Origin of the sequence: Micromonospora sp. NPDC049645 (assembly GCF_040675155.1) — a bacterium.
In the GTDB taxonomy this organism is placed as follows: Bacteria; Actinomycetota; Actinomycetes; order Mycobacteriales; family Micromonosporaceae; genus Micromonospora.
Genome location: NZ_JBFAOI010000014.1, coordinates 133,051 through 154,610, shown reverse-complemented (window position 1 = coordinate 154,610; position 21,560 = coordinate 133,051). Strand labels below are relative to the sequence as shown.

General features: G+C 72.4%; 24 protein-coding genes. 11 read left to right on the top strand and 13 right to left on the bottom strand.

The genetic code is table 11. The annotated features are described in order from the left end of the window. Positions 1–28: 28 nt before the first annotated feature. The 4 genes from AB0J33_RS26115 to AB0J33_RS26100 all read right to left on the bottom strand — a co-directional run bounded on the left by AB0J33_RS26115 (position 29) and on the right by AB0J33_RS26100 (position 2,673). Complete coding sequence (locus tag AB0J33_RS26115) at positions 29–232, bottom strand: hypothetical protein (protein WP_363616880.1); 204 nt, start codon at positions 230–232, stop codon at positions 29–31. Between the two features lie 2 nt (positions 233–234). Next, positions 235–1,278, bottom strand: coding sequence for a LacI family DNA-binding transcriptional regulator (locus AB0J33_RS26110; protein WP_363616878.1), 1,044 nt, complete (start codon positions 1,276–1,278; stop codon positions 235–237). 126 nt (positions 1,279–1,404) lie between these two features. Continuing rightward, a complete protein-coding gene (locus AB0J33_RS26105) occupies positions 1,405–2,292 on the bottom strand; it encodes a helix-turn-helix transcriptional regulator (protein ID WP_363616876.1) in 888 nt (295 codons plus the stop codon). Positions 2,293–2,433: 141 nt separating this feature from the next. Beyond that, the gene (locus tag AB0J33_RS26100) at positions 2,434–2,673 is read right to left on the bottom strand and encodes a DUF397 domain-containing protein (protein ID WP_363616874.1); all 240 of its coding nucleotides are present in this window, start codon (positions 2,671–2,673) and stop codon (positions 2,434–2,436) included. Positions 2,674–2,936: 263 nt separating this feature from the next. Between AB0J33_RS26100 and AB0J33_RS26095 the strand changes: the two genes are divergently transcribed. Beyond that, entirely contained in the window at positions 2,937–3,587 is a 651-nt protein-coding gene (locus tag AB0J33_RS26095) for a GGDEF domain-containing protein (protein ID WP_363616872.1), read from the top strand. A 3-nt stretch (positions 3,588–3,590) separates the two neighbouring features. On the opposite strand, the gene rox is transcribed toward AB0J33_RS26095, so the two are convergent. Continuing rightward, on the bottom strand, positions 3,591–5,018 hold the full coding sequence (gene rox / locus AB0J33_RS26090) for a rifampin monooxygenase (RefSeq protein WP_363616870.1): 1,428 nt from the start codon (positions 5,016–5,018) through the stop codon (positions 3,591–3,593). 212 nt (positions 5,019–5,230) lie between these two features. On the opposite strand from rox, the gene AB0J33_RS26085 reads away from it, so the two are divergent. Next, positions 5,231–5,881 carry an NAD(P)H-dependent oxidoreductase gene (locus tag AB0J33_RS26085; RefSeq protein ID WP_363616868.1) on the top strand — a complete coding sequence of 217 codons (651 nt, stop codon included), beginning with the start codon at positions 5,231–5,233 and terminating at the stop codon, positions 5,879–5,881. A gap of 85 nt (positions 5,882–5,966) precedes the next feature. Here the strand turns inward: AB0J33_RS26085 and AB0J33_RS26080 are convergent, their stop codons facing one another. Next, positions 5,967–6,458, bottom strand: a complete 492-nt coding sequence (locus AB0J33_RS26080) for a type II toxin-antitoxin system PemK/MazF family toxin (RefSeq protein ID WP_030336385.1) — start codon at positions 6,456–6,458, stop codon at positions 5,967–5,969. A gap of 50 nt (positions 6,459–6,508) precedes the next feature. On the opposite strand from AB0J33_RS26080, the gene AB0J33_RS26075 reads away from it, so the two are divergent. Together AB0J33_RS26075 and AB0J33_RS26070 are read left to right on the top strand one after the other, a co-directional pair. Continuing rightward, entirely contained in the window at positions 6,509–7,024 is a 516-nt protein-coding gene (locus AB0J33_RS26075; RefSeq protein WP_363616865.1) for an NUDIX domain-containing protein, read from the top strand. Positions 7,025–7,050: 26 nt separating this feature from the next. After that, positions 7,051–8,280 (top strand): hypothetical protein, encoded by a 1,230-nt coding sequence (locus AB0J33_RS26070; RefSeq protein WP_363616863.1) that lies wholly within the window; start codon positions 7,051–7,053, stop codon positions 8,278–8,280. A gap of 19 nt (positions 8,281–8,299) precedes the next feature. Here AB0J33_RS26070 and AB0J33_RS26065 read toward each other — a convergent pair whose 3' ends face one another. Genes AB0J33_RS26065 through AB0J33_RS26045 form a run of 5 tightly spaced genes read right to left on the bottom strand, consistent with a single transcriptional unit; the run spans position 8,300 to position 12,475 of the window. Beyond that, complete coding sequence (locus AB0J33_RS26065) at positions 8,300–8,797, bottom strand: DUF2267 domain-containing protein (RefSeq protein ID WP_363616861.1); 498 nt, start codon at positions 8,795–8,797, stop codon at positions 8,300–8,302. 39 nt (positions 8,798–8,836) lie between these two features. Further along, entirely contained in the window at positions 8,837–9,235 is a 399-nt protein-coding gene (locus tag AB0J33_RS26060; RefSeq protein WP_363616859.1) for an NUDIX domain-containing protein, read from the bottom strand. A 50-nt stretch (positions 9,236–9,285) separates the two neighbouring features. Further along, positions 9,286–10,620, bottom strand: a complete 1,335-nt coding sequence (locus tag AB0J33_RS26055) for a hypothetical protein (protein WP_363616857.1) — start codon at positions 10,618–10,620, stop codon at positions 9,286–9,288. Continuing rightward, the gene (locus AB0J33_RS26050; RefSeq protein ID WP_363616855.1) at positions 10,617–11,438 is read right to left on the bottom strand and encodes a sugar phosphate isomerase/epimerase family protein; all 822 of its coding nucleotides are present in this window, start codon (positions 11,436–11,438) and stop codon (positions 10,617–10,619) included. The genes AB0J33_RS26055 and AB0J33_RS26050 overlap by 4 nt, the downstream gene beginning before the upstream one ends. Further along, positions 11,438–12,475, bottom strand: coding sequence for a zinc-binding dehydrogenase (locus tag AB0J33_RS26045; protein WP_363616853.1), 1,038 nt, complete (start codon positions 12,473–12,475; stop codon positions 11,438–11,440). Before AB0J33_RS26045 ends, AB0J33_RS26050 begins: the two co-directional genes overlap by 1 nt. Before the next feature lie 115 nt (positions 12,476–12,590). Between AB0J33_RS26045 and AB0J33_RS26040 the strand changes: the two genes are divergently transcribed. The 5 genes from AB0J33_RS26040 to AB0J33_RS26020 all read left to right on the top strand — a co-directional run bounded on the left by AB0J33_RS26040 (position 12,591) and on the right by AB0J33_RS26020 (position 17,194). After that, positions 12,591–13,985, top strand: a complete 1,395-nt coding sequence (locus AB0J33_RS26040) for an extracellular solute-binding protein (protein ID WP_363616851.1) — start codon at positions 12,591–12,593, stop codon at positions 13,983–13,985. Next, positions 13,982–14,941, top strand: coding sequence for a sugar ABC transporter permease (locus AB0J33_RS26035; protein ID WP_363616849.1), 960 nt, complete (start codon positions 13,982–13,984; stop codon positions 14,939–14,941). The genes AB0J33_RS26040 and AB0J33_RS26035 overlap by 4 nt, the downstream gene beginning before the upstream one ends. Further along, positions 14,941–15,807 carry a carbohydrate ABC transporter permease gene (locus AB0J33_RS26030; RefSeq protein WP_363616847.1) on the top strand — a complete coding sequence of 289 codons (867 nt, stop codon included), beginning with the start codon at positions 14,941–14,943 and terminating at the stop codon, positions 15,805–15,807. The genes AB0J33_RS26035 and AB0J33_RS26030 overlap by 1 nt, the downstream gene beginning before the upstream one ends. Before the next feature lie 110 nt (positions 15,808–15,917). Then, positions 15,918–16,532 (top strand): methyltransferase domain-containing protein, encoded by a 615-nt coding sequence (locus AB0J33_RS26025; RefSeq protein ID WP_363616845.1) that lies wholly within the window; start codon positions 15,918–15,920, stop codon positions 16,530–16,532. 56 nt (positions 16,533–16,588) lie between these two features. After that, positions 16,589–17,194, top strand: coding sequence for a class I SAM-dependent methyltransferase (locus AB0J33_RS26020; protein ID WP_363616843.1), 606 nt, complete (start codon positions 16,589–16,591; stop codon positions 17,192–17,194). 21 nt (positions 17,195–17,215) lie between these two features. Here AB0J33_RS26020 and eccB read toward each other — a convergent pair whose 3' ends face one another. After that, a complete protein-coding gene (gene eccB / locus AB0J33_RS26015) occupies positions 17,216–18,595 on the bottom strand; it encodes a type VII secretion protein EccB (protein WP_363616841.1) in 1,380 nt (459 codons plus the stop codon). Between the two features lie 128 nt (positions 18,596–18,723). Between eccB and AB0J33_RS26010 the strand changes: the two genes are divergently transcribed. Then, positions 18,724–19,443, top strand: coding sequence for a spermidine synthase (locus AB0J33_RS26010; protein ID WP_363616839.1), 720 nt, complete (start codon positions 18,724–18,726; stop codon positions 19,441–19,443). A 97-nt stretch (positions 19,444–19,540) separates the two neighbouring features. Beyond that, positions 19,541–19,717 carry a hypothetical protein gene (locus tag AB0J33_RS26005; RefSeq protein ID WP_363616837.1) on the top strand — a complete coding sequence of 59 codons (177 nt, stop codon included), beginning with the start codon at positions 19,541–19,543 and terminating at the stop codon, positions 19,715–19,717. Positions 19,718–19,723: 6 nt separating this feature from the next. Here the strand turns inward: AB0J33_RS26005 and AB0J33_RS26000 are convergent, their stop codons facing one another. Further along, the gene (locus tag AB0J33_RS26000; protein WP_363616835.1) at positions 19,724–21,526 is read right to left on the bottom strand and encodes an acyl-CoA dehydrogenase; all 1,803 of its coding nucleotides are present in this window, start codon (positions 21,524–21,526) and stop codon (positions 19,724–19,726) included. Positions 21,527–21,560: the final 34 nt, after the last annotated feature.

The window sequence follows — 21,560 nt, the reverse complement described above, 5'->3', positions numbered from 1 at the left end:
GTCCGTGCCGCAATGGGGTTGGTTCCGGTCAGGAGCAGCGGGGCGCGCCGGGCAGCGGTCGCGGCTGGATGCGGTCGGCGAGCCGACGCAGGGCGAGAGCGGTGGCCTGCCGGGTCGGGGCGAGCAGTGCCCGGCGGGGGCGGTCGACCTGGACCGGGGCGTCCGGTCGGGCCGAGTTGACGTGCCGGTTCATGGCGTCGAGCGCGGTGACGTAGCCGGTGGGCAGTTCCATGGTCAACTCCTCGGGACAGGTCCGGTGGAGCCCCGGACGACGAGTGCGGTGGGCAGCAGGACGTGACCGGCCGCGGCGTCCGCGGGCGGGTCGAGCAGCAGTTCGGCGGCGATCCGGCCCTTTTCCTCGGCCGGTTGCCGGACGGTGGTGAGGTCGGCCGCGGCGGCCTCGGGGACGTCGTCGAAGCCGGTCACCGAGACCGTTGGACGATCATGGGCTGGCCGCGCCGCCAGGGCGTCCAGCACACCGAGCGCGAGGACGTCGGAGCCGGCCAGCACGGCGGTCGGCGGTGCGGGTTGGTCGAACAGCCCGGCGACGGCCGCGGCCGCGGCGGGGCGGCTGTTGCCGGTGACGTTGACCAGGGTCAGCTCGTCCCAGCCGACGCCGACCTCGGCGAAGGCGTCGGCGAACCCGCCGAGCCGACCGCGGGTGGTCGGATGCCGCACCTGGTCGACCCCGGCCAGGGTGAGCGGGCCGGCCGGCGCGTCGGGCAGCACGGAGTCGGCGAGCAACGCCACCCGACGGTGCCCGAGCCCGGCGACGTGCGCGCCCGCGCTGCGCGCGGCGGCCCGCTCGTCGATGCCGACGAACCGTTCGTCGGCGCTGGCGTTGTCACGGGGGGCCGTGCTGACGAACGGCAGGCCGCGTTGGCGGATCACGTCCAACGCCCACTCCTCGTCGGCGACGCAGTAGACGCAGAACCCGTCGACGGCGGCGTTTTCGACGGCCCGTCGGGCGTCGGTGACCGCCCGCGACAGCGGCACCAGCAGCATGCTCGTGCCGTGCTGCTCGGTGGCCGCGCCGACACCCGCGAGGAAGCGGACCGCGAACGGGTCGGTGAAGGCGTACGACAGTTGCGAGGTGAACAGCACCCCGATCGACCCGACGAAGCCCCGGCGCAGGGAGCGCGCGGTGGGGTTCGGGCCGGGGTACCCGAGTTGCCGGGCGGCGTCCAGGATCCGCTCGCGCAGGGTGGTCGAGAGCTGGTCGGGGCGGCTGTAGGCGTTGGACACGGTGCTGCGGGAGACGCCGACGACGTCGGCCACGTCTTGCAGTGTTGGCTTCACCGGGCACCTCTCTGTATCGATTCAGTCTGGATCGATACAGAGATTAACCCCGACAGTCGGCGTCGGTCAATACGTCAGCGGAGAACGGGCCGCCACGGCCCAGGATCAGAGCGGGTAGGTGTCGTCCAGCAGCCGGCCGAGAATCTCCGGCGTACGCTCCGGCGGCTCCGCCTCGACACAGAGCCGCTCCATGGCCACCGCGTAGTAATCCAGATCGTCGCGCTTGTCGAGGTAGATGGCGCTGGTCAGCTGCTCGATGTAGACGATGTCCGGCAGCTCCTGGTCGCCGAAGCGCAGGATGGTGAAGGCGCCCCCGGCGGCGGCGTGGCCCCCGGCGGCGAACGGGATGACCTGGAGCCGGATGTGCGGCGACTTGGTCGCCTCGATGAGCGCGGCGAGCTGACCGCGCATGACCTCGGCGCCGCCGATGGGTCGGCGCAACGCCGCCTCGTCCACCACGGCCCAGAGCTGCGGCGGGTTGTCCCGGCGGAGCAACTGCTGACGTTGCATCCGCAGCGCGACGCGTCGGTCGATCTCGCCCGGACCGGCCGCGCCGTGCCCGAGCAGCACGACCGCCCGGGCGTACTCCTTGGTCTGCAGGAGGCCGGGCACGAACTGCACCTCGTAGCTGCGGATCAGCGCGGCAGCGGCCTCCAGGCCCAGGTACGACTGGAACCAGGACGGCAGCACGTCGCCGTAGCGGTGCCACCAGCCGGGGCTGTTCGCGTCGCGCGCGAGCTTGAGCAACGCGTCGCGCTCGTGTTCGTCGGTGACGCCGTAGAGGGTCAGCAGGTCGGCGACGTCGCGCTCCTTGAAGCCGACCCGACCCAGCTCCATCCGGCTGATCTTGGATTCGGAGGAGCGGATCTCCCAACCGGCGCCCTCCCGGGTCACCCCGCTGGACTCCCGCAGGCGGCGCAGTTGGGCACCGAGCAGCATGCGCAGCACGGTCGGCCCGGTTGTCGGGCCACCCTCGGCGGGAACCATCGTCACGTGCGGACCTCCGGACACCGACCCACGGCGGCCGGGCGCCCCGGCCCGGCCGACGTGTAAGCATGCCATGGACCGATAGTGAGGTGAACTCCTCCGCGCCGGTGAATAAGTTCCGTCGACGGGACGACCCACCCCGGACGGTCAGTCGATCAGATGGTCGAAATCCCCGTCCCGGGCACCGAGCACGAAGGCGGCGATCTCATCGACCGTGTAGATCAGTGCCGGCCCCTCCGGGTGCCGTGAGTTGCGGACCGCGATGCCCGCTCCCCCGGGCAGTTCGGCGAGTTCGACACAGTTGCCGCTGGGGTTGCTGCGGCGGCTCTTCTGCCAGCTCAGCGGAGGCAACTGGTGGATCGGTACGCCATTGGGTGGCTGCTGCATGGGGGCGTCTTTCTGTTACGAGCCCGCCGGTGGCCGTGGGAGGAGCGGTAACGGCGAGGGGGTGCGGTATCGACATTGGACGGTTCTGCACGTGCATCTGCTATTGCATCTGCACCCGACGGCGAGCATGATAACGCACAAGATCGGTGCCCATCCGTTCACTTTGAGTTACCGCCACACGGGCGCGATCAGGCAAAACTGGGCCCGACGCGGCGTGCCGCGTCGACCGAAGGCTGGAGGCGGTCGCGGCGATGGGAGGGTTCGTGCCGGATCCGATGAGTGTCGCCTCCGGCGTCTGCGCGGCCGGCGCGCTGCTTTCCTCCTGGCAGCTACGCCGTCGGGCGTTGCGCGCCGAGGCCGAGATCGGCCACCTCCAGGCCGAGCTTGCCGCCGAGCGGCACGCCGCGAGTCACGACCCGCTCACCGGGCTGCCCAACCGCCGCGCCTTCTACCGCCTGGCAGCCGCCCTGCTCACCGACGCCGCCGGCCAGCCGTTGATCGCCGTGGTGCTCGACCTGGACGACTTCAAGCAGATCAACGACCGGTACGGGCACGCCGCCGGCGACCAGGTGCTGATCAGTGTGGCCGAGCGGCTCGCCGGCTTCGCCGGGGACAACCTCGTCGCCCGCCTCGGCGGCGACGAGTTCGCCGGGCTGCTCTCCAGCCCCACCGTCGACCGCCGCTGGATCGAGCACTCCACCCGCCGTCTCAGCGAGACCGTCGCCGCGCCGATCCGGTTGAGCGGGTGCAGCGTCCGGGTCACCGCCTCCGTCGGGCTCGCCCCGGTGACCGGCCCGGCCCAGCTCACCGACGCGCTCAGCCGCGCCGACGCGGCCATGTACCAGGCGAAGAGCCTCGGCGGCACCCGGTCACCCCGACAACTGCTCGACAGCGCCTCCCTGGCGGAGCGCTGACGTTCAGGCGACGGGCGCGCCGAACCACCTGGGCAGTTGGCCGAGCAGGTCGCTCTGGTCGTCGCCGACCCACGCCACGTGACCGTCCGGCCGCAGCAGCACGGCCGGCACGTCCAACTCCTCGCTGACGTCGACGACGTGGTCGACCCGCTGCGCCCAACCGGCGACCGAGAGCCGGCCGGTCTGGTCGAGCAGCAGCCCGCGGCCCGCGTGCATCAGCTCGTAGAGGCGCCCCCGCCTCAGGCGTACGTCGCGCATGTGGCGCCCGAGCAGGTGGTGGCCCGCGCCGAAGTCGTAGCGGACCCCGATCGCGGTGATCTTCTCGATCAGGTACCGGTTCACGTCCTCGAAGTCCAACAGCTCCGACAACAGCTGACGCACCGACCGGGGCCCCGGCTCGGGTGAGAGCAGCAGCATCTGCGCCCGGGTGTTGTTCAGCACGTCCGCGGCCACCGGATGCCGTTCGTCGTGGTAGCTGTCCAGCAGCCCCTCCGGCGCCCAGCCGTTGATGTCGGCGGCCAGCTTCCAGCCGAGGTTGAACGCGTCCTGGATGCCGAGGTTGAGCCCCTGCCCGCCGGTCGGCGGGTGGATGTGCGCGGCGTCGCCGGCCAGCAGCACCCGACCGACCCGGTAACGCTCGGCCAGGCGGGTGGCGTCACCGAAGCGGGAGAGCCAGCGCGGTGAGTGGACGCCGAAGTCGGTGCCCGCGTACACCCGCAGTTGGTGTGCGAAGTCCTCGATGGTCGGTGCGACGGAGCGGTCCTCGACCACCCCCTCGGCCGGGACGAGGACGCGGTACACCCCGTCCCCGAGGGGCCCGAGACCGAATCGGAGATGGGTCTTGCGGATCTCGGCCACCACCTCGGCCACCGTCTCCGGCGGCACTCCCACCTCCATCTCGCCGAGCAGGGTCTCGACGCTGCTGGGCTCGCCGGGAAAGCCGACACCGAGCAGCCCGCGTACGGTGCTGCGACCACCGTCGCAGCCGACGAGGTAGCGGGCACGCAGCCGGACGCCGTCGGCCAGCTGCACGGTCACCCCGTCGTCGTCCTGGCTCAGCCCGACCAGTTCGGCGCCCCGCCGGATCTCGACGCCGACCTCGCTGGCGTGCTCGCTCAGCAGACGGTCGGTGGTGGTCTGCGGAATGCCGAGGACGTAGGCGTGCGCGCTGTCCAGCCCGCCCGGCGACGGCTTGGGAATGGCGGCGAAGAAGCCCCCGACCGGATGCTGCTGACCGACGGCGAGGAACCGCTCCAGCAGACCCCGCTGGTCCATCACCTCGATGCTGCGCGCGTGCAGGCCGAGAGCGCGAACGTAGCTGGTCGGCGCGGTCTCCTTCTCGAGCACGAGCACGTGCAACCCGTGCAGCCGCAACTCGCCGGCCAGCATCAAGCCGGTCGGGCCACCGCCAGCAACGATCACATCGATCATGGAATCTCCCGACATAGGTTGGAGGTGGCACAGAGCGCATGCGCTCTCTGCCTTTCTCTTTGTCCGCCCCGGACGACCTCGGCGAGTGCCGCAGACACGGCGCGGGGGGATTCTTCGGTCATCCGATCACCAAACCGGGCAGGCGCGTTCTGAGACGTGGTCTACGGGTATGGGAAGCCGGTAGCCCGACACGACCGCCGAGAGGAATCGACGTGGCGACCATCCGTGCCCTCGTACTGAACTGCACCCTCAAACCGTCCCCGGCGCCATCGAGCGCCGAACAACTCGGTCGGGAGGTGCTCGCCGAGCTGGCCGCGCAGGGCGTGGAGGGCGAGATGATCCGGGTGGTCGACCAGAACGTGCGCTTCGGGGTGTCCACCGACGAGGGCGGCGGCGACGGTTGGCCGGCGATCCGCGCCAAGCTGATGGCGGCCCAGGTGCTGATAATCGCCACCCCGATCTGGCTCGGTCAGCCCGCCAGCGTCTGCAAGATGGTTCTCGAACGCCTCGACGCCGAACTCTCCGAGACCGACGCCGAGGGTCGACTGCGCACCTACGGCAAGGTGGCCGGGGTCGCCGTCGTCGGCAACGAGGACGGCGCCCACCACACCATCGGTGAGGTGCAACAGGCGCTCAACGAGGTCGGGTTCACCATCGCCGCCGCCGCCGCGACCTACTGGGTCGGCGAGGCACTGCACACGGTGGACTACCGCGACGCCGGCCCCAAGCCCGACACCACCGGCCGCACCACGAAGGCCCTCGCGCTCAACAGCGCGCACCTGGCCCGGCTCCTCGCCGACCAGCCGTACCCGCCACCGGACGCACGGGGTGCCGGGGTTGGCCCAAGCCGAGAGTCCGCCTGAACAGTGCCCCCGGCCTGTCCCGACCGGGCGTCATGCCCAGGGATGGGTGCCTGTCGAGCTGCCCCACCGGTGGGGCGGTGGACGGTCAGCGCCAGCCGTAGCCGGCGCGCAACGCCTGCCCGACCCGGTCGAACCGGGGCCGATCCAACACGGCACCCTCGCGGCGGATGCTGTCCTCGCGCATGGTGAGCACCCGGTCCAGCCGAACCCAGCTGGGCCGGTTGTCGCGGTCCCACTCACCCGGCCCGAGCGCGAACCAGTGCCGCTGCCCGTCCCGCTCGCTCTGGCTGGACAACATCAGCCCGAACAGGGTCCGGCTGTGCCGACCGACGACCAGCACCGGCCGATCCTTGCCCTGCCGGGGGTCGTCCTCGTACGGCACCCACGTCCAGACAATCTCACCGGGGTCGGCCTGACCGTCCCGCTCCGGAGCGTAGGTCAGTTCCCGACGTTGCAGGGCGCTCACCTGACGGCGGCGGGCCACCTGCGCCGGAGCCGGCCCGGTACGCCGGGGCGACGGGATCACCGCACCGACCCGGGAGATGCGAGCCGCGACATTCCTCAACAGACCAGCCACGGCGGGCAGCCTACCCGTCGCCGCGCCGGGCGGTGCGACAGACTGGCCGGATGAACGAGCTGCCCCGCGACCTGCCGATCCTCAAGCGACGCGCGGTGCGGGTGGTGGTCACCGACGACGCCGACCGGGTGTTGTTGTTCCACACCCGCGACCCGGACCACCCCCGGCTGGGCACCTGGTGGGAGCTGCCCGGCGGCGGCATGGACCCCGGTGAGACCTATCGCGACACGGCGGTACGGGAGCTGCGGGAGGAGACCGGCATCGTGGTCACCGTCGACCAGGTGGGCAGCCCGACCTGGAGGCGGCGGGCCAGCTTCCTGCACCGCCAGTTGCGGCACGTCCAGGACGAGGTGGTGGTCAGCGTACGGCTGCCCGGCCCCGGCCCGGACGTGGACGAGGCGGACCGGCTCGACTACGAGCGGGAGGACTACTTCGGCTTCCGCTGGTGGCCGTTGCCCGAGGTGGAGGCCAGTCGGGAGCGGTTCTACCCCGGGCAGCTCCCCCGGCTGATCACCTCGTTCCTCACCGGCGCGGAGATCGACGAGCCGTTCGAGCTGTGGTCCTGAGCCGGGCCGGGGGGCAGAGTGGGGGAATGAGGACCGATCTGCACGGGCCGCTCTCCGGGTACGCCGCGCGGCTGCACGCCACGGCCGGCGACCGGCACCACGTCGCCTCCCCGCTCGGCGCCTGGCTGTTGCTCGCGCTCTGCGCCACCGGCGTGGCCGACACCGACGACCCGGTCGCCGCGGATCTGGCGCAGGCTCTGGGCACCGATCTGGCCAGCGCGGCCGAGGTCGCCCGAACGCTGCTGGACGCGCCGCACCCGCTGGTCGGGTCGGCCACCGCGCTCTGGCACCGACCGGGGCAGGGCGACGGTGGGCCGACGGCGTGGCGGGCCGCGCTGCCCCGCACGACCGACGTCGGCGTACTGCCCGACCAGGCCGGGCTGGACGCCTGGGCGCGCGAGCACACCCTCGGCCTGATCGAGACGTTTCCGCTGCGGGTCGGGCCGGACGTGGTGCTGGCCCTGGCCAGCGCGTTGGCCACCCGGGTGTCCTGGGCGACGCCATTCGACGTCGCCGACGCCCGGGCGTTGGGCGCCGGCAGCCCGTGGGCGCGCCGACTCCGGCGGGCGCTGCGCAGCCCGAGCCAGGGCCACCGGTGCGCCATCGTGTCCACCGCCCGCGCCGGCGATGTTGTCGTACACGCCGCACCCGCGCAGACGACCGACGGCGCGGGGCTGGTGGTCCTCTCGGTGGCCGCCGCGGCGCAGGTGCCGTCGGTCGAGGTGCTGGCCGTCGCGTACGAGCTCAGCGCCGGCGCGGCCGACGGCGCGCAACCGGCGGGCAGCCGTTCGCTGTTCGACCTGCCGCTCGGTGACACTCCGCTGTGGACGGTCAGTGAGGAGCGGGTACGCACCCGGGCCCGCGACGGCCGCGAGGAGCGACACCATGCCGTCCTCCCCTGCTGGTCGGCCCGGAGCGAGCACGACCTGGCCGGCGCGGCGCTCGGCTTTCCGGCCGCGTCGGCGACGCTGGCGGCGACGATGGCGCTACCGGTGCAGCGCTTCGAGGCGCGGCAGACGGCGGTGGCCCGGTTCGACCGGTACGGCTTCGAGGCGGCGGCGGTGACCGGCATGTTCGGGCTGACCAGCCTTCCGCCGGAGGGCGTGGCCCGCACCGCCGAGTTGCGCTTCGGCCACCCCTACGCCGTGGTGGCGGTCGCCACCGACACCCGGGCCGACGGGGTCACCGGGCCCTGGCACGGGGTGCCGGTCTTCTCCGCCTGGGTCACCGAGCCCGAGGAGGCGCCCGAGCCGTAAGCCAGTTCCGAAGAACGGGTCAGAACCCGCCGTCGCGCGGTAGTCGCGCCACCATCTCCCGGAACTCCCGGACGGTCATCGCCGCCCGCAACGTCGCGAAGACCGCGCCGGTTCCGGCCCGGGCGGTGGCCGGGTCCACCCCGGCACGCTGCTCCACCCGACGAAGGAACTCCGTCGGGCCGGCGTCCATCGGGGTCGCGCCGGCACCGCCGACCTCCAGGCCCACGCCGCTGGTCAACCCGTCGGCGCTGGTCGACCCGTCGGCGCTGGCGGCCGGCGCGAGGGTCCCGGCCGGGGCTGGACCGGAGGCCCCGGTGGGGTCCGGGGCCGGGCTGCTCAGGTAGCCGTCGACCTCGTTCGGGAGGTGCCCGACGAGGTCGTCGGGCCCGTCGCCGGTCACCCGCTCGGCCAACGTCTGGAGCACGGCGCGGGCGAGCGCGGCGGCCTGCTCGGCCGGCAGGCCGGACCGCTGGGACACCGCGTCGATGAAGTACGGGAACCCGTCGCCGTCGGTCACGCTCGGGCGGTTACCCCCGGCCGGCCGCGACAAACTGCCCTAGCGCAGCAGGCCCTCAGCCAGCAGGTGATCGAAGATGATCTTGTCCACCGTCGAGGTGCGGTGCCGGTCCGCGTACCCCAGCCAGGCCATCTCGGCGATCTCGCTGGCCGGCCGCAGCCGTCCCTGATATCCGGTCCGGTAGCAGGTCATCCGCACGGTGACGCCGGCCGCGTGGCCGTGCGCCTGGGCGGTGAAGGTGCCCAAATGCACGGCGCCGGGCACGTCGACCTCGACGCTCAACTCCTCGCGGATCTCCCGGCGCAGGGTCTCCAGGTCGGTCTCGCCCGCCTCGCGCTTTCCACCCGGCAGGTACCAGACGTCCTTGCCCTCCGATCGGGTGCTCAGCACCCGCCCGTCCTCGACGACGATCCACGCCACCTTGTCGATCTCGCGCACGCTGCTCCCTCCGGCCGCCCGGATCGGGCACGCTACCACCGGTGGCACGCTCAGTCGGTCAGCAGGTCGAGCAGCAGCGCGGCCGTCCAACTGAACGCCGGTGAGCCCAGCCCGACTCCGGTGTCCGGGTGGAAGTACTCGTGGCAGCCGGCCCCGGCGACCAGACCGATCATCGAGCGGCGCAGCCCGGCGGCCAACTCCGGGTGCCCGTGCGTGATCAGCCCACGCCGGACCAGCCAGCCGATGTTGAGCCAGCTCGGGCCGCGCCAGTAGCGCAGCGGCTCGAAGTCGGGTGCCGTGCGGTCGTAGGTGGGCAGCGGCCGGTCCATCCGCCGGGCCACCCCGAAACGCGCCGAGCGGGCCTCGACGACCAGCGCGTCGACCTGCCGGGTCGGCAGGTCCGGGAGGATCAGTGGGGTCAAGCCGAGCACGGTACGAGCCTCGACCAGTCGGCCGGTACGCAGGTCACGGGGTTGGAACGTGCCGGTGTTCGGGTCGTACAGCCGGCGGACGAGGGCTTCGGTGATCCGAGCCGCGCGGGCCCGGTGCGGCCCGGGGTCGGCGCCGAGAAGCGCGGCGATCTCGGCGAGGGCGTGTTCGGCGGCCCCGAACGCCGCGTTGAACAGCGGGCACTCCACCAGGAACGGATGACTGGTGGCCAGGTCCCGATCGGCGTAGCCGTGGTCGCGGTAGGCGGCGACGATCGCCAGGTAGCGCGCGTAGTCCAGGTCCGTGGGGCGGTGCGCGGCGTCGGCGTGCGCGGTGTCGTGCCGACGGTACGCGCGCATCACGGCCGCCTCGGCCGGCACCGCGGCCATCGGCTCGTCCCAGGCCGGGCTGTTGTCCAGCCCGGACTCCCACGGGTGCACGACGCAGACCAGGCCGTCGCCCGCCACGTCCCGCCGGTCGGCCAGGTAACGCTGTTGGCCGACCAGCGCGGGATAGAGCCGGCGCAGCGCGGCCAGGCCGGTCGGGTCGGGGGCCCGCCGGTACGCCAGCAACGCGGCGAGCGCGTGCACCGGCGGCTGGACCAGGCCGGAGGTGGCGACCGCCGGCGCATCCGGCACGTCGTCCGAGCGCCACATCTCCGGCCCCGGGAAGTACGCGCCGACCCGAAGCGCGGGGTTGAACACGATGTGCGGCACCCGCCCGTCGGCCCACTGCGCCCGGAACAGGCTCGCCAGCTCCCGCCAGGCTCGGTCGGGGCGGACCTGGGCCAGCCCGATCGCGATGAACGCGGAGTCCCAGCTCCACTGGTGCGGGTAGAGCGTGCGTGAGGGGACGGTGTGGTCGTGCTCCCAGTTGGCGTCGAGGGTGTCGGTGGCGAGTCGACGCAGCCCGGCAAGCTCGGTCGGGCCACCCGTGCGGGCGGCGGCGGCGGTCACGCGGCGGCCCGCCGGGGCAGCGCGTGCCGCAGCACCGTGGCGGCCTGTTGCAGGGCCCGGACCGGGTCGCCGCGGAGTCGGCACTCCAGGGCCAGCCAGCCCCGGTAGTCCAGCTCCAGCAGGGTCCGCACCAGCGCCGGCCAGTCCAGGTGCCCGGCGCCGGGCTGGTACCGGTTGGAGTCGCTGACCTGCACGTGCCCGAGGTACGGCGCGGCGGCGCGCAGCGCGCGGTGCACGTCGTCCTCCTCAATGTTCATGTGGAAGGTGTCGGCGACCACCCGGACCGACGGCAACCCCAGCGCGGCGCACAGTGTCACCGCCTCGTCGAGCCGGTTGACCATGTGGTCCTCGTACCGGTTGAGGGGTTCGAGGAAGAGGGTGACCCCCTCGGCCCGGGCGTGCTCGCCCAGCTCGCCGAGGGCGTCGAGGAGCACCTGCCGGTCGCCGGTCGGCGGGCGCGGCGGCTCGAACGGCGGCAGCCGCCGGGAGAACATCCCCCACGCGGCCGGGGTCATCACCCCGACGCCGCCCAGCTCGGCGATCACCGAGAGCTGGGAGCGCAGGTTGCGGACGGCGTCGGCGGACCGGTCGGGGTCGAAGTCGCCGATGAAGTGGTCCATCTCGACGCAGACGGTGGGCATCACCACCCCGGCGGCGCGGGCCCGGCGCAGCTCGGGCAACCGGCGGGCGAACGCGAGGTCGCCGCGACCGCGTAGCTCGATGCCCTGGTAGCCGAGGGCGGCGGCGAGGGCGTACTTCTGGATCAGGTTGGTGCCCGGCAGGAGTTGTTCCTGACAGGCCAGCGCGATGGTGGTCATCAGAACCTCAGCACGACTTGGAGGACGTCACCGGCGCCGCGGTCGAGCAGCGCGAGGGCGTCGGCGACCGCGCTGGCGTCGACGATGTGGCTGACCAGCGGCAACGGGTCGACGCTGCGTTCGGCCACCAGGTCCATGAAGGTCTGCGCGACCCGGTCTCCGGTCCACCGGCCGGCCATGCTCGGCGCGGGAGTCGGCCCGGAGACCTGGGCGGCCACCAACTGGATGCGGTTGTGGTGGAACTCTTCGCCGAGGCCGAGCGCGTCGGCCTGGCCCTGGTAGAAGCCGGCGGCCACGACCCGGCCGGCGTGGGTGGTGGATCGGATCGCCTCGTGCAGCGCCGGGTACGCCCCGGACAGCTCCAGGCAGACGTCCGCGCCCCGACCACCGGTGGCCTGGCGCAGCGTGGCGGCGGCGGACGCGACCGTGGCGTCCACGGTGGATCGGGCGCCGTATCGGGCGGCGTGCTCCAGCCGGACGGGCACCGGGTCGACGGCCACCACGCGGGCCCCGGAGAGCACGGCGAGCCGGGTGGCGAGCAGCCCGATCACACCCTGCCCGAAGACACCGACCCAGTCGCCGAGGTGCAGGTCACCGGCGAGCACGGCGGTCAGCGCGATGGCGCCGGGCCGGGCGAACACCGCGGCGAGCGGATCCAGCCCGGCGGGGAGCGCGCGGACCGCCTCGGCGGCGAGCACGGCCTCGGCGCGGTGCCCCCAGATGCCCCAGACGAGCTGCCCCGGATGGTGGTCGGTGACCCCGGGCGCGACCTCGATGATCTCGCCGACCTCTTCGTAGCCGAAGCCGATCAGCGGGTAGGGCACCGGGGTCTGTCGGGGGACGAACATCCGGGCGGTGTCGTCCCAGTCCTTGCTGAGCCGGGGATTGCTGCCCCGGTAGAGGGTCAGCTCGGTGCCGGCGGAGATGCCCGAGTAGCAGGTGCGGACCCGGACCTGGCCGGGGCCGAGCGGATCCGGTGGACAGGGCTCGAGGCTGATGCGTCGAGGCCCGGCGAGAGAGACCACCCAGTTGACCATGTGTCACATCCCGGTAGCACTGGGCTCCAGGATAGCAAAAAATCGCAATATGTCTTGCTATTGATCAATCGAAGGTGTTGGATCCGTGATGTACCCTTCGAGAGGAGTGCCACCGATGTCAGCACCTCCGAGGCGGATACTCGCCACCACCCTGATCCTGGCACTGACCACGTCCACCCTGCTGGCCTGCGGAGACGACGAACCGGACAGCAACAGCAAGAAGATCACCGTCTGGAGCCTGGAGGACGTGGCCGACCGGGTCACCGCCACCAAGGCGATCATCGCGGACTTCACCGCGAAGACCGGGATCCAGGTCGACCTCGTGACCGTCAACGAGGACCAGTTCCCCTCCCTCATCGCCGCCAACGCCGCCGCCGGTGACCTGCCTGACGTGGTCGGGTCGGTCTCGCTCGCCGGCATCCGCACGCTGGCCGGCAACGAGCTGCTGCACGCCTCGGCGAACGCGGAGGTCGTCGACAGGCTGGGCAGGCAGACGTTCTCCCCCCGAGCGTTGGAGCTGACCTCCGACGACGGCAAGCAGCTCTCCGTGCCCAGCGACGGGTGGGGGCAGCTGCTCGTCTACCGCAAGGACCTGTTCACCGCGGCCGGCCTGCCCGCCCCCGACACGTACGAGCGGATCACCGCCGCCGCGGCGCGGTTGAACACCGGCGGCGTCGCCGGGATCACCGCGGCGACCGCCCCCAGCGACGTGTTCACCCAGCAGACCTTCGAGCACCTGGCGTTGGCCAACGGCTGCCAGCTCGCCGACGATTCGGGCAAGGTCACCCTGGACTCACCGCAGTGCGTGGAGGCGTTCCGCTTCTACGGTGACCTGATCCGCACCAGCTCGGTGCGGGGCGCGCAGGACGTGGACACCACCCGGGCCACCTACTTCGCGGGCAAGGCGGCCATGGTGATCTGGTCGCCGTTCATCCTCGACGAGCTGGCCGGGCTGCGCAACGACGCCAAGCCGACCTGCCCGCAGTGCCAGGCGGACCCGGCGTTCCTGGCGAAGAACAGCGGGTTCGTCACCGCGATCAAGGGCCCGAACGGCACCGAGCCCGCCCAGTACGGCGAGATCAGCTCGTGGGCCGTGCTGGACGGCGCGGTGACCGACCCGGCGAAGTCCTTCGTGGAGTACATGCTCGGCGACGGCTACCCGCGCTGGTTCGGCATGTCCCCGGAGGGTCGCTTCCCGGTGCGCAAGGGCACCCCGGCCGAGCCGGAGGCGTTCCTCACCGCGTGGAACACCAGCCAGGCCGGCGTGGACAGCAAGAAGCCCCTCGCCGACGTGTACGGCGAGGAGGTGCTGGGCACGCTGCGCCGCAGCCCGGACACGTTCGGGCGCTGGGGGCTCAGTCAGGGGCAGGGCAAGCTGGTCGGCGCCATGCTCGGCGAGCTTCCGGTGCCCAAGGTGCTGGGTGACCTCGTCTCCGGCAAGTCCGACGCGGCGGCCACCGCCGGCCGGGCCAAGAAGGACGTCGAGGCGATCAAGGCGGGCGTGAATTGACCACCACCGCCCCCGACACCGGCCGCTCCCCCACCGGGGAGCGGCCGGAGCCGGCCCGCCGCCGCCGACCGCTGACGCTGCGCCGCCGCGAGTCCCGGGCCGGGCTGGCGCTGGTCGCGCCGACCCTGCTCGTCACCATCGCGGTGATCGGCATCCCGATCGTCTGGACCGTGGTGCTCGCCTTCCAGCGGGTCCGACTCGCCACCCTGCGCAAGACCGGGCTGTTCGGCGACTTCACCATGGACAACATCGAACGGGTGCTGCACACCCCGGGCTTCGCCGACACGCTGTGGGTCACGCTGCTCTACAGCATCGGCGGCACCGTCGGATCGATCCTGCTCGGTCTGGTCGCCGCGCTCGTCGTCCGCCGGCCGTTCCGGGGCCGCACCCTGGTCCGGGCGTCCATGCTGCTGCCGTACGTGGCGCCGGTGGTCGCGGTCACCTTCGTCTGGCAGGTCATGCTCGACCCGCAACTCGGCATCGTCAACCACTGGGGTCAGCGGCTGCTCGGCTGGGACGCGCCGGTGCCGTTCCTCACCCAGGAGTCGACAGCGCTGGCCACGGTCATCGTGTTCGAGGCGTGGCGATACTTTCCGTTCGCGTTCCTGTTCCTGCTGGCCCGACTCCAGGCGGTGCCCGGTGAGCTGGAGGAGGCGGCCCGCGTCGACGGGGCCACCCCCACCCAACGGTTTCGGCACATCCTGCTGCCGCAGCTGCTGCCGGTGATCGCCCTGCTGGGCGTGCTGCGCTTCATCATGACGTTCAACAAGTTCGACGACGTCTACCTGCTCACCGGCGGGGCCGCCGGCACCGAGGTGGTCAGCGTGCGGGTGTACGAGTTCCTCACCGCCCGTACCGACATCGGCGCCGCCGCCGCGCAGGCGGTCGTGCTGGCCGTGGTGCTCATCGTCTTCGTGCTGATCTACCTGCGCTTCTTCGGACGGAGGGTCGGCTGATGGACCGGGACATGGTCGAGACGGTGAGCCTGCGCTGGCTGCGCCGACTGGTGATCGCCGCGTTCCTGGTGGTCACCGTGTTCCCCTTCTACTACATGCTGGTGCTCTCGGTGCGCCCCATCGAGCGGCTGCTGCTCGACCCCGGCGCGCTGGTGGTCGGCTTCGGCGAGCTGACCGTCGCCACGTACGCCGAGGTGCTCAAGGCCACCGACGACGGCGGCCAGGGATTCCTCACCTTCATCCGCAACAGCGGCCTGGTCGCCGTCGCGGCCACCGTGCTCACCCTGCTCGTCGCGATCCCCGGCGCGTACGCGGTGGCCCGGCTGCGGTTCTTCGGCCGGCGGCAGGTCGACTTCCTGTTCCTCGCGGTCTACCTGTTCCCGTCGATCGTCATCGCGATCCCACTGTTCGTGGTGTTCAGCCTCGCCGGGCTGCGCGGCTCGCTGTTCGGCCTGGTGCTGGTCTACATCTCGCAGACACTGCCGGTCTCGGTCTACATGCTGAAGAACTACTTCGAGACCATTCCGGTCAGTCTGGAGGAGTCGGCCGCCATCGACGGCGCCGGTCGACTCGGCATCATCCGGCGGGTCAGCCTGCCCCTCGCCCTGCCGTCGATCATGGCGGTCGCGCTGTACGACTTCATGATCGCCTGGAACGAGTTCCTCTTCGCGCTGCTGTTCCTGGTCGACAAACCCGACCGGTGGACGGTGTCGCTGGGGCTGTCCCTGCTCGCCGACGGCGTGGAGGTGCCCAAGACGGTGCTGATGGCCGGGTCGGTCGTCCTCACCCTGCCCATCGTGATCCTCTTCTTCGCCAGCGAGCGGCTACTCACCGAGGGGCTGACCAGCGGCGCGGAGAAGGGCTGACCGGGTTGGCGTCACAGTCCGGAAACGCCGGGCTGTGACGCCCCCCACAATCGCCCTCATGTCCGTACCATCGGCACGTCCTTATCCGGCACAGCTGAGGGAGCCGGCGCATGAGCCAGGCACGACGGACCCGTCCGACCGAGACGGCGGGCGAGGACTACACCGACCGGCTGCAACGCCTCGGTGGTGCCCGTTGGAAGCAGCTGCTCGACGTGCAGGCGCCGTACCGGTGGAATCTGCGTCGGCTCAATCTGGGCAACACCCTCGACGTCGGCTCCGGCCTGGGTCGCAATCTCAAGAACCTGGACGGCAACGGCGTCGGCGTGGACCACAACCCGACCTCGGTGGCGCACTCGCGGGCCGCCGGGCTCGAGGCCTACACGGTGGAGGAGTTCAAGGACAGCCCGCACGCCCGACCGGGCGCGTTCGACTCGCTGCTCGCCGCGCACCTGCTGGAGCACCTGCCGGCCGAGCAGGCGCGCGAGGTCATCTCGTCCTACCTGCCCTACGTGCGCTCGGGCGGCCAGGCCGTGTTCATCACCCCGCAGGAACGCGGGTACGCCAGCGACGCCTCACACGTCCGGTTCGTCGGCTTCGAGGAGGCGGCGGAGACCTGTCGGGACCTGGGCCTGACCGTCACGAAGCAGTTCTCGTTCCCGTTCGCCCGGCCGCTCGGGAAGGTGTTCACCTACAACGAGTTCATCACGGTGGCCCGGCTGCCCTGATCCCGGCTGTCCCGGGTCGCCCGCCGGGCCCCCACCGGCCCGGTTACGGTGGCCCCATGGCCAACCCGACCCGCTGGGCGACCGACACCGGTCCCGAGCACTCGCAGTGGTACATCGACCGGTTCCGCAAGCTCGTGGCCGAGGGAGCGGACCTGGCCGGCGAGGCCCGACTGGTGGACGCCCTGGTCGCGCCCGGCTCCCGGATCCTCGACGCGGGCAGCGGCACCGGCCGGGTCGGTGCCGCGCTCGCCGAGCGGGGGCACACCGTGGTCGGCGTGGACGCCGACCCGGCGCTGGTGGATGCCGCCCGCGCCGACTATCCCGGCCCGACGTGGCTGGTCGCCGACCTCGCCGAGCTGGACCTACCGGCGCTGGGTGAGGCGGAGCCGTTCGACGCGGCGGTGCTGGCCGGCAACGTGCTCGCCTTCGTCGCCGTCGGCACCGAACCGGAGGTGCTGCGCCGGGTGGCCGCGCACCTGCGACCCGATGGCGTGCTGACCGTGGGCTTCGGCACCGAGCGCGGATACCCGCTTACCGCGTTCGACGCCGACGCGGTGGGCGCCGGGCTACGGGTGGAGCAGCGCTTCGCCACCTGGGACCTGCGCCCGTGGCGCGACGACGCCCCGTTCGCGGTCAGCGTGCTGCGCCGCCCGGCGGACTGACGCCCGCGGGACCCGTCATCCTCAGTCGGGGGCGGCGACGGCCCGAGCGGCGGCCGGGTCCAGGGTGGCGCCGGCGGGCACCAGGCTGACCAGCCCGGCCGGCAGCCGCATCGGGCGTACGTCGCGGTAGCCGAGCATCGCGAGCACGTCCCGGTCGGCCAGCACGTACCGTCGGCCCAGGTCGGTGACCACGGAGACCGCGCCGCCGGTCGCGCCCGGCGCCGCGGCGGCCTCGACCACCGCGCCGCGGCCCGGCTCCACCAGCACGTGGTCGGCGAGCACCGCGCCGCCGGTCGGCGCGGTGCGGGGCGTGGCCGTCAGGTCCCGCAGGGGTACGCCCCACCGCACCTCCCCCACCCCGCCGTCGTCGGCGACGCCGGTGCAGAGCGCGCCGTCGTCGCCGGCCGCGAGCCGCGGCGGGGTCGGCGGCGGGGCGTGCGGGCCGCTGGGGGCGAGATCGGGCACCGTGGGCAGCGCGGCGAACCGGCCCAACGTCATCGCCACCGGCTCGCCCTGCCCGGTGCGGGCAAGCAACAGCCCCGCCTGCAACTCGGTGATGCCGGCCAGGCCGGCGTCGAGCGCCACCGCGTACTGCCGGCCGCCGCCGGAGTTGCTCACCAGGTAGACGGTGCCGACCGTGGCGCCCGGCACCCGGGCGGCGGACCGGCCCAGCGCGGGCAGGTCCAGCGGGGCGAGGTCGGCGCCGGCGGGCAACGAATTGAGCAGTGCCGGCGCCACCGGGACCGCCTGGGCCCGGGTGGTGGCGAGCGCCGCCAGCACCCTGCTGGGATCCCGGACGAGGTAGCGCCGCTGGTGCCAGACCAGGTGCAACCCACCGTCGGGGTGGCGCAGCAGCAGCGCTTCGTCGCCCAGCGGTCGACCGCCGTCGGGCGCGCTGCCGATGAGCAGCGCGGAGCGGGGCGAGCCCGCGCCGGCCGGGACGGTCGAGCAGACCGTCCACGCCGTGCTGGCCAACCGGCCGGGGGCGGGCAGCGAATCGGGGGCGTCGGCGATGCCCAGTGGCAGGCCGCGCGGCACTCCGTCGATCGTGCGCCGGGACACCAACACGGTCTTCGACCGGTCCGCGCCGACGATGAGCAGCGCCGAAGCGTAGTTGAGCACCGGGTGCAGCTTCTGCTCGCGGTAGACGAAACGGGCGCCGGACTCCTTCTCCACGATCACCGCGCCCGGGTCGCGCCATCCCTTGCCGCCGCCGGCGAAGAGGCCGTAGAGGGCGAAACCGCCGAGCCCGATCGCCGCGACCAGGACGCTGGCCAGGCCGGCGCCGGCCAGCCGCCGAAACGGCGACTGCGCGGGATCGGTTTCCCGCATGACCAGGGCGGCGACTGCCCGCTGGACGCTGAACTGGTAGGAGTGCAGCTGGTCCTGCCGCGACGGCATGAGGTCCTCCGGTGAATCGGCCGGGCACAGGATATGCGTTGCGTCAATGTCCCGTGGACCCTGCGTGGCCGTGCGTCACGGGGCAACCGGTACCATCCGGGGACGAATCCGGCGGCGAGAGGGCACCCGTGGGCGCGCGTTTCGAAGAGCTGGCCTGGCGGGAGACTCCGATCGGCGCGATCAGCCTGCGCCGACGCCGCGACCCGGCACTACAGGTCGAGGTGTACGAGGTCAAGCTCGACGACGAGTTCCTGATGTCCAGCCTCTTCCCGGTCGCGGAGATCGAGTTGGCCCGGCTCGGTCTCGCCGAGGTGGCCGGTGACTCGCTCGACGTGGTGGTGGGTGGTCTCGGGCTGGGTTACACCGCCTGCGCGGCACTGGCCGACCCACGGGTGCGGTCGCTGCTGGTGGTGGAGGCCATCGAGGACGTGATCGACTGGCACCGGCGGGGGTTGCTGCCGTTCGCGGCGGGGCTCGCCGAGGACCCGCGCACCCGCTTCGTGCAGGCCGACTTCTTCGCGGCGGTGGCCGGTGAGACCGGCTTCGACGGCGAGGTGCCCGGTCGGCGGTTCGACGCCGTGCTGCTCGACGTCGACCACTCCCCGCGTAACGTCCTGCACCCGAGCCACGCGGCGTTCTATTCGCCGGCCGGGCTGCGCCGGCTGGCCGCCCTGCTCCGCCCCGAGGGCGTCTTCGCGCTCTGGTCGGACGACCCGCCGGACGCCGACTTCACCGGGGCCCTCACCGAGGTGTTCGCGAGCGTACGCGCACACGTGGTGCCGTTCGCCAACCCGCTGACCGGTGGGGAGTCGGCCAACACCGTCTACGTGGCGCGTACCGCCTCCTGATCGACTCCGGTACGCCGCTCGCGCATGGTGTCGGCCGGGCGGGGAAGGTGAAACCGGGGCCGGCCGCACCAGGCGCGGCCGGTTACGGGAGGTCGACATGCGCGCACTGCTCTGGGTGGTCGGCGTGGTCGCCGGCGTGCTGATCCTGCTCGGGTTGATCCTCGAGGCGGTCCGTTGGCTGATCATCATCGGTCTGATCGCGCTGGTGATCGTGATCATCCTGGGCATCGTCAAGGGACGGCAGGCCATGAACCACCGGACCCGCCGCCGGTGACCCTGGTCAGAACCAGTCCGGGAGCATGTCGAGGGTCGTCCGGTCCCGGCTGTCCAGCAGATCGAACTGCGGGCCGGTGCGGGGCAACTCGACGGTGAAGAAGTAACGGGCGGCCTGCCGCTTGCCGGCGTGGAACGCGTCACCGGCCCCCTCCGGCGGCAGCGCCAGCATCTGTTCCAACCACATCCACGCGATCACCACGTGCCCGACGGCCTCCAGGTAGGCGCTGGCGTTGGCCAGCGCGAGCACCGGGTCGCCGTCGGCCCACAGTCGACGGGTGACCGCAGTGACCCGGTCCACCGCGGCGGCCAGCCGGCCCGCCAGCTCGGCCGCCTCACCGCCGGCCTTGCCGGCCCGCTCGACCGTGTCGCCGATCGTCGAGGTCAGCAGGGCGAGACCGGCGCCGCCCTGCATGGTCACCTTGCGCCCCAGCAGATCCAGCGCCTGGATGCCGTGGGTGCCCTCGTGGATCGGGTTGAGCCGGTTGTCCCGGTAGTGCTGCTCCACGTCGTGGTCGCGGGTGTAGCCGGCGCCCCCGAGCACCTGGATCGCCAGGTCGTTGGCGGTCAGGCACCACTGCGACGGCCAACTCTTGGTGATCGGGGTGAGCACGTCCAGCAGCAGGTGGGCGCGATCGCGGTCGGCCTCGGCCGGGGCGGTCTTCTGCTCGTCGAGCAGCCGCGCGCAGTAGAGCACCAGTGCCAGTGCCCCCTCCACGTAGCTCTTCTGCGCCAGCAGCATTCGTCGTACGTCAGGGTGGTCGATGATCGGCACCTGCGCGGCGGCCGGGTCCTTCGCACCGACCGGGCGGCCCTGCGGCCGTTCCTTCGCGTACGCCAGGCTCTTGAGATAGCCGGTGTAGCCCAGCGCGGTGGCGCCGGCCCCGACCCCGATCCGGGCCTCGTTCATCATGTGGAACATCTGTGCCAGACCCTGGTGCGGGGCGCCGACCAGGTGGCCGACCGCACCGGCACGACCGTCCGGGGTGTGCCCGCCGTCGCCGAAGCTGAGCAGGGTGTTGGTGGTGCCCCGGAAGCCCATCTTGTGGTTGAGCCCGGCCAGCACCACGTCGTTGCGCTCACCGAGCGACCCGTCCGGGCCGACCAGGACCTTGGGCACGATGAACAGCGAGATGCCCTTGACCCCGGGCGGCGCGCCGGGGATGCGCGCCAGCACCAGGTGGACGATGTTCTCGGCCAGCTCGTGATCGCCGCCGGAGATCCACATCTTGGTCCCGAAGAGCCGGTACGTGCCGTCCGCCTGCGGCTCGGCACGGGTGGTGATGTCGGCCAGCGAACTGCCGGCATGCGGCTCGGACAGGCACATGGTGCCGAAGAACCGGCCGTCCAGCATGGGACGCACGTAGGTGTCCACCTGCTCGGGGCTGCCGTGCGCCAGCAGCAGGTTGGCGTTGCCCAGGGTGAGGAACGGGTACGCCGAGGTGGCCACGTTGGCGGCCTGGAACCAGGTGAAGCAGGCCGCCGCGACCGCGTGTGGCAGTTGCAGACCACCGATGCTGGCGTCCAACCCCGCGGTGAGCAGACCCGTCTCGGCGAAACTGTCCAACGCGGCGCGGACCTGCGGGATCAGCCGCACCCGTTGCCCGTCGAAGGTGGGCTCGGCCAGGTCGGCGGCGCGGTTGTGCGGGGCGAACTGCTCGGTGGCCACCCGCTCGGCGAGATCCAGGGCGTCGTCGAAGGTCTCCCGGGAGTGCTCGGCGTAGCGGGGGCGCTCGACGAGGTCGGACACCCGCAACCACTCGTGCAGCAGGAAGTCGAGGTCACGGCGGGAGAGCAGGGTGGACGGCACGGCACTCCTCAGCGGGCACGGGGGCGGGTCGGGT